The 7190-nt window shown below is 68.4% G+C and carries 3 protein-coding genes; all 3 read right to left on the bottom strand.

Features of this window, described 5'->3' with window-relative positions:
- Positions 1-1301 (bottom strand): GAF domain-containing protein (locus VMD50_RS06370; RefSeq protein WP_325425960.1); only part of this gene is annotated, 1301 nt, incomplete at its 3' end.
- Positions 1302-1658: 357 nt separating this feature from the next.
- The gene (locus VMD50_RS06365; RefSeq protein WP_325425959.1) at positions 1659-6608 is read right to left on the bottom strand and encodes an AAA family ATPase; all 4950 of its coding nucleotides are present in this window, start codon (positions 6606-6608) and stop codon (positions 1659-1661) included.
- Positions 6609-6683: 75 nt separating this feature from the next.
- Positions 6684-7190 (bottom strand): carboxymuconolactone decarboxylase family protein (locus VMD50_RS06360; RefSeq protein ID WP_325425957.1); only part of this gene is annotated, 507 nt, incomplete at its 5' end.

Below are 7190 nucleotides of genomic sequence, written 5' to 3'. Positions count from 1 at the left end.
TTGGTGAGCGCCTCTGCCACAACGTAATACACCGCCACCTCGACGGACTTGGGCAATCGGCGCGCGACATCGACGCGCAGCTCGACGGGCATGGCGAAACGGCGGCACAGGGCACGCAGCGCCGGGCCGAGGCCCGCGTTGGAAAGCACAGCCGGATGGATGCCGCGGGAGAGCTGACGCAGTTCCTCGCTGGCCGCCGCGGCTTCGTCGGCGAGCTCGCCGATCTCGAGTTGCAGTTCGCCGTCGGCGGGCAGGGACGCCTGCAGCGCCTGAAGGCGCAGCCTCAACGTGACGAGGCGTTGCTGCGCGCCGTCGTGGAGGTTGCGTTCGATGCGTCGCCTGGCCTCGTCACCGGCGGTCACGATGCGGGCCCGCGAGGCCATCAACTCGTCGCGCGCTTGCGCATTGGCGATCGCAGTGGCGACCAGCTCGGCGAAATCCGCCAGCCGCGCCTCGGTGTGGGGCGGGTGCGGCTCCGGTCCGGAGGAGGCGATGACCGCCGCCCCCCAGAGCCGACCGTCAACCTCGATGGGCGCGCCCACGGCCGAGCGAATGCCCACGCCGCGGACCGCTGCGGCGATCGGGCCGGCCGCATGCTCGTGGCTGTCCATTCGGGCGGTCGTGCCGCTGCGGAACACCATCGTCGCGACGTTCTCGCCGTTCAGCGGGAACACGCCGCCGACCGGGATCTTCTCCAGCTGAACCGTGTCGTGGGCCGCGACCAGCTCACACGAGTCGTTGCCCGAGTAGCGCACCAACATGCAGTTCTGCACCCGCAACGCGTTGGCGACCTCATCGGCGACCGCGGTGAAGACCTCAGCCGGAGAAACGCCCCGGGCGACGAGCGTCGCCACCCGGCGCAGGGCCGCCTGGCATTGCGCCAACTGGCTGACCTGGTCCGCCGCCCGTCTGGTTTCCGTCGCGCGCAGCCGGGCCCGGCCCGCCAGCGCATTCGTCAGGAGGCCGAGGGGCAGGAAAACCGCGAGCGGGAGAAGCTGCGCCGGGTGGGACGGCAGCCAGCCGCCGGCGGCGTCGAGGTGCATCTCCAGGTACACCGCCGCACTGACCAGCGTCGTCAGCACCGCCAGACCGATGTTCCAGAACGATGAGATGACCAGGACACCAAGGAGATACAGCGCGCCGAGGGTGCTGTGCGGTGCAATCGAGGAAAGCAGCCGCACCGCGATGGTCTCGGCGACGATGAATGTCGCGGCAACGACGACCCCCAGCCATAGCGGGTAGCTCGGCGCCACCGGTGACCGCCCGCCGCGGCGGCCCGCTCCGGCCTGGGTTGGGGTCATCGACCACTCGTTGGGTGTCATCGCATGCACGGCTCGATCGGTAGCACGTCGAACCGGTCCTGCCAGCGCAACGGCGGTCACTGCGTCCCTGGCCCACGCGCGAGCGGGGCGATGCTGCGGCCGTGGTGCGCCGCGTTCCACACGGATCTCACTGGAAACCATGTTGTCTGGCGCGATCCCACAGCGAAACTCCATCCCGCCGAATTCGGCAGTGGCGGCGCTTGATCGTGTGTTCGGGTAATGGGGCGCCTCAATCCAGTGTTGGCGTGGGTAAATCGCCTCACATCGCAGCTGGCTTCAACTGCGCATACCGGCTAGCAGGTAGGTGCGGCCAGCGCCATTAAGCGGCTCACGTAGTCATTCCGACGGGTCGCCCTTCGCGCGGGTCACCGGAAACCGTACCCGTACCGTCGTTCCGGCGCCGGGTGAACTCTGCAGCTCGACCTGGCCACCCAGCGCCTCGGCTCGGTCTTTGAGGCCGAGGAGCCCCGTGCCGCCGTTGAAGTCGGCACCGCCGACGCCGTCGTCGACGACCTCGATGCGCAAGGCGCCGCGGGCAGCGTCATGATCGACTGTCACGGTGATGGTCTTGGCGTGAGAGTACTTGGCCGCGTTCGTCAATACCTCGGCGACGGTGTAGTAGGTGCTGACCTCGACCTGGTCGGGTAACCGCTCGGCCACGCGCACGGCAAGCGCCACAGGTAACGGCGAGCGACGGGCGAGCGCGTTCAAGGCGGGGCCGAGACCACCTTTCGCCAGGGTCGCCGGGTGGATGCCACGCGATAGCTCACGCAGCTCATCGAGCGCACCGGTGGCTTGGGTGATGGCGCGGTCCAGCTGCGAGCGCAGTTCATGGGCGCTGGGCGACACCTCTTCGCGCATCACACGCAGCTGCATCGCCAGCGAAACCAGCTGCTGTTGAGCGCCGTCGTGCAGGTCGCGTTCGATACGGCGGCGGGCCTGGTCGGCGGCGGCCACGATCCGGGCGCGCGACGCCGCAACGTCGGCGTACAGGCGGGCATTATCGAGGGACACCGCGAGCTGGCCGGCGATCAGCTTGACCGGATCGAGGCGGTCGGCGGTGAATGCACCGCGGATCAAGCGATTTTCCAGCAGTAACACCGCGCGCAACCGACCGCGGCCGAGGATCGGCAGCGCCAGCAGCGAGCAGCGATCCACGTCGGCGAAATACGGGTCGAGGGCGAAGCGGTCGTCACTCGCGGCGTCGGTGACGACGAGCGGTTCCCGCATCCGCTCGACGTAGCGCAGCACCGAGTCGGGGGCGGCGTGGCGGCCGCCCGGCGTGCCGACCGCCATCGCAGGTGATGACCAGGCTTGGCCGTCGTCACTGCAGAGCAGCAGCCGGACGGCGGTCGCGCCGGTCATGGCGGCGAGCACGTCCACGACGCGGGCGTGCAGGCCCTCCACAGTGGTTTCCGAGCTCAAAGCCCTCGAAGCGGAGAGGATTCCGAGCAAATCGACGGTACCGGTGTTCAGCGTGGACGCTTCGCCGCGCAGTCCACCCGGTCGCTGGCTGTCGATTTCGCCCACTGTCTGGGCGTGTTGGCGCAGCGCGGGGTACGCCTGGTCAAGCTGGTGCGCTTTCGCCGTTGCGCCCCAGACCAGGTACTGCTGACGGGCCCGGACAAGAAGTTCCAATCCGGCGTGTTGCAGACCCCTTGCCATGGCGAAGAGGGCCGCGCGCTCGGTGATGAGCGCCTGATGCCACGGGCGTTGCCGCGCGGCAACCTCGTCACGGGCGGAATCGAAGGCCAGCGCCGCAGCGCCCAAATCACCTGCGGCCCAAGCCCGTTCGGCCTCCAGCAGCCGTAGCAGGTGCATGAAGTTCATCGGCGCGTCCCGGGCACGAGCCTGCAGCCAGCCGATCAGGCCGTCCAATTCCGCAAGCATTCCCGGCCTTTCATCCGCCCCGGCGGTTCGAGCTTCGGTGGCGAGGGCAAGGCCCCGCAGCAGACGTGCCACCGCGGTCACATAGTTGCCAAGGGCAAACGGCAGCGCCTCTATGGCCGCAGCGGTGTGCCGTCGAAGACCGGCCGCATCGTTGAAAATCGCGGCCGCGATGGCTTGGCTGAGATCTCCATAGAACGGCACTGCCGAGTCGGCGGCATAAACGTCCGTTTGGGCGTCCCGTTCTGACGGGTCGGAACGCTCGCCGCGAAGCGCATCTGCCAACGACTGGTAGGCCAGTACCCACTGACTCATCGGGTCGATGCCGACCCGGCGCACGAAGGACAATGCCTTTTCCGCCTCGGCGACATAGATGTCGAGCGTCGGCACGAGATCGAGGCGCCCCCCGTAAGTGTGGGCCACGGTATAACCGGCGGTGGCCAGATCGCCACCTTTGATCAGCCCTTCGCCTGCCTGCTTTGCTCGTTCGACACAGACTTCGAGTGGTTCGAACCAGGAACCGAAGTAGGACGAAACGAACCGTGCCAGTGAGCTTTCGGGCTCATAACCGCGGGCTTCGCCCAACGCCACAATGCGGCGTGCGGCCCGGTGCGCGGCGCCGTAGTCGTCGCGTACCGCGATGGCGGTGGCCGCCGAATAGCTTGCCGGTCCGACGAGGCCACGGGCGGTGCCGTGGTCGAGCCAAATTTGCAGCGCCTCAAGGCTCAGCCAAGCCTGCAGGTACATGTCCCCGGCGAACGTCGCGGTCGGAAACACCGCGTTGAACAGACAGGTCACTCCGAGCAGGGACGGATCGGTGACTTCGGGCCGACGCAGATCATCGGCGTCGTCGGTATGGTCCAGCCACCGGTATAAGTAGTCGAAATAGCGCTCCAACAGCTCCGGAAGCCGCTCGGGGGGAGGGACGGCGGTACCGAGTTCGCGCAGTGCGGTCATGGCGAGCTCGAGCGCCTCGGAGTAAAGCTTGCGGTTGGTCAGGCTGCGCACTTGCACGCAGGTTGCGTCCACCCGCTGCAGCGCGTCGGCGCTGAGGCGTTCGATAACGCGGTAGTCGTCGTCGGCCTGCTCAAGCCGGCCTAGACAGAACAGGGCGGTGAGGCGCCCGGTGTGCAGCTGGATCAGTGCGGCGGTGTCGCGCGGATCGGCGATCCGCAACGCGCTCGAGAGCAGCGTGTGAACTTGGCCGTAGTCCCCCACCAACGTGGCCTGCTCGGCGGCGCGATGCAGCAGTTGCACCGTCTGAGATCGCTCCCCGGCGTCGGTGACCTCGCCAATGACCGGTAGGTATTGCTCGGCGGCAATGGCGAAAAGTTCCGGTCTGGCCGCGAGCCGCCGCGCCGCCGCAAGATGCAGCGTCCGCAGCAGCTCGCTATCAACCTCGGCCAGGATCGCTTCGCGGATGCGGTCATGGCGGAACTGCACCGCGTCGTGTGCCCCGATCTCGGCCACCAAAACGCCCTCTTCCAGAGCCGGTGCGAGGCGCTGCTCCACCGTTTCGGTCGACTCAGCCATCGCGGCCGCCAGCACGCCGAGCTCGGCGCGCCCGCCGAGACACGCCATCACCTGTACCGCTTCGCGCGAGCGGGCGGAAAGGGCCGCCAACCGTGCCAACGGGAATCGTGTCGCCTCTGAGCGGGCCATGAGCGCGCGCACGGCCGCGTCGTCCCAACGCCAGCCGGTCGAGGTCACAGACAGGATGCCCTCCTGCCGCAGGGTGTTGAGCAACTCCACCGTCTCGTAGGGATTGCCCCGGGTGTGCGCCGCGACGAGATCGGCCAACGCGCCCGCGGCAACCCGGTCGACGCGCAGGATCTCGGCGACCAAGTCGGCCACGCCCGACGCCGGCAGGTTCAACAGTTGGAGGTGGGTCACGCCGGGCTGCTCGCGCCACCGCGGCACTGAGGCCGACAGCGGATCCGCCGGGTCGATGTCGTCGCGGTGAGCACCGACCAGCAGCAAGCCCTCTACCCCTTCGCGGAGCACGAGATCGATGAAGCCGACGGCGATGCCGCTCGCCCACTGCACGTCGTCGACGAACACCACCACCGGCCGTTCCCGCGAGGCCACCGCGCGCAGCGCTGACACCGCGCTGTGCTGCATCCGCACCTGGGCGGTCAGAGGGTCACCCGCCTCCGCGGGCACGCCCAGCGCCGCCGAGAACTCCGGCACCGCCGCGGCGGCCAAACCCGCATTCGGACCGAGTGCCGCCAAGATCTTCTCGCGGATCTCGATTAGCGAATCCTCGGGTTCGGATAGCAACAGCCGGCCGAGGGCACGGAATGCCTGGAAGAACCCACCGGACTCCAGATCGCGCCGGTACTGGTCGAATTTGCCCGCGACGAACCAACCGTCGTGGCCGGTCACGATCGGGCGCAGCTGATCGACCAGTGCGGTCTTGCCCACGCCGGGGGCTCCGCTCACCAGCACGCCGCGGCATCGACCGGTCAGCGCCCCGGTGAAAGCCGTGCTCATTGCGACCAGCTCGTCGTCGCGACCTATCAGCCGCGACGGCGCCATCAGCCGCAAGGGGAAATCCCGCCCGCCGACGCTCGGCACGGGCGCCGGCGCGGCGCCGGTCTCGCCGATCTGCCGCAGGTCGTGAATCACTCCGTCGGCCGACTGGTAGCGGTCGTCGGGCTCTTTTTCCAGCAGATGCATGATGATCGCCGACAGCGCCTCGGGCATCGAGGGATTGCAGTCACCCGGTGGCTCCGGCATGCGGGCCAGGTGATCGTGCGTAAGCCGCAGCGGGTCTTGGGAGTCGAATGGCAGTCTGCCCGTCGCCAATTCGTACAGGGTGGCGCCCAACGCATAAAGGTCGGCTCGCTGATCGACCGGCCGGCCCGTCCGGCCAGTCTGCTCGGGCGCCAGATACGGCAGCGTGCCGACGATCTGGTTGTGGTGGGTGAAGTCCGGGCGGATCTCGGCCAGTGATCCCGCCAGGCCGAAACTCACGAGACACGGCGCGCCGTCGGCCGATATCACGATGTTGGCCGGGCAGATGTCGCGATGCATGACACCGCGGCCGTGCATGGCCGCCACCGCCTCAGCCAGCGCCGTCGCCACTCCGATCAGGTCTTCAGGGGCGAGCGGTTTCGGCAAGTCCGCGAGGCTCGTCTGGCCGGCGTCGGCGAGCGTGAGGGACCCGGGGAAGCGCGGCTCGTCCAGCAGCTGCGCCACGCCCACCACGCCGCGCAGCCGTTCCAGCAGGGCCCCCTCGTGGCGGAGTCGCCGCGGCGCCTCTGACCCCAGCATCTCTTTGCGGATCACAGTGGGCCCAGCCGCGAAAAGCCGGGTCACCCGGGAGCGCGTGCTCTCGCGCACCGTCTCCGCCGGAACAAACTCACGCCGGTCGGGCAAAACCGCGCCTTCGTCCACCGAGCACCTCACACCGGACGATCCCGCCCTTTAGCTAACACCCATCCGCTCGTGCAGTCGACAGCTTGCGGAGGCTCAGGAGGGCGCGGGTATCTCGAAGGCGTTGAGGATCGCACAGACCGTGTGATAGATGCCGGTTAGCACGGCGGCTTCCATCACCCCTTTCGCGCCGAGCAGCGCTTCCGCATCGCGGTACAGCGCGTCGTCGAGACGGTGCTCGCCCGAGAGCGCGCGGGCGACACGGTGGACCATCGTCTCGGTTTCTGTGAGATCCCCCGGCAGCCCACCGTCGGCCAATGTCCGCACCGCCTCGTCGGGGAGGCCGACCTGACGCGCTACGGCGCGATGCGCGTAAAGCTCGTAGGGGGACCGCCAGACCGCGCCTACCGTCAGGATGATGACTTCCCTGCTGCGTTTGCCCAGCGAGGTGTTCTTCTGTTCGGCGACCGCGAGGTCGAGGAAGGCGGACGAGATGGCGGGGGTCAGCAGGGCGGGATTGAACGGACCGATCAATCGTCCGGTGTCGGTGCTTGCCTGGAACTTCGCGGCCTCCGCCCACGGGACCGCCACATTCGTGAGCCA

The sequence above is a fragment of the Mycobacterium sp. genome, from assembly GCF_035506235.1.
Taxonomy (GTDB): Bacteria; Actinomycetota; Actinomycetes; order Mycobacteriales; family Mycobacteriaceae; genus Mycobacterium.
This window is presented reverse-complemented; position numbering and strand designations above follow the sequence as displayed.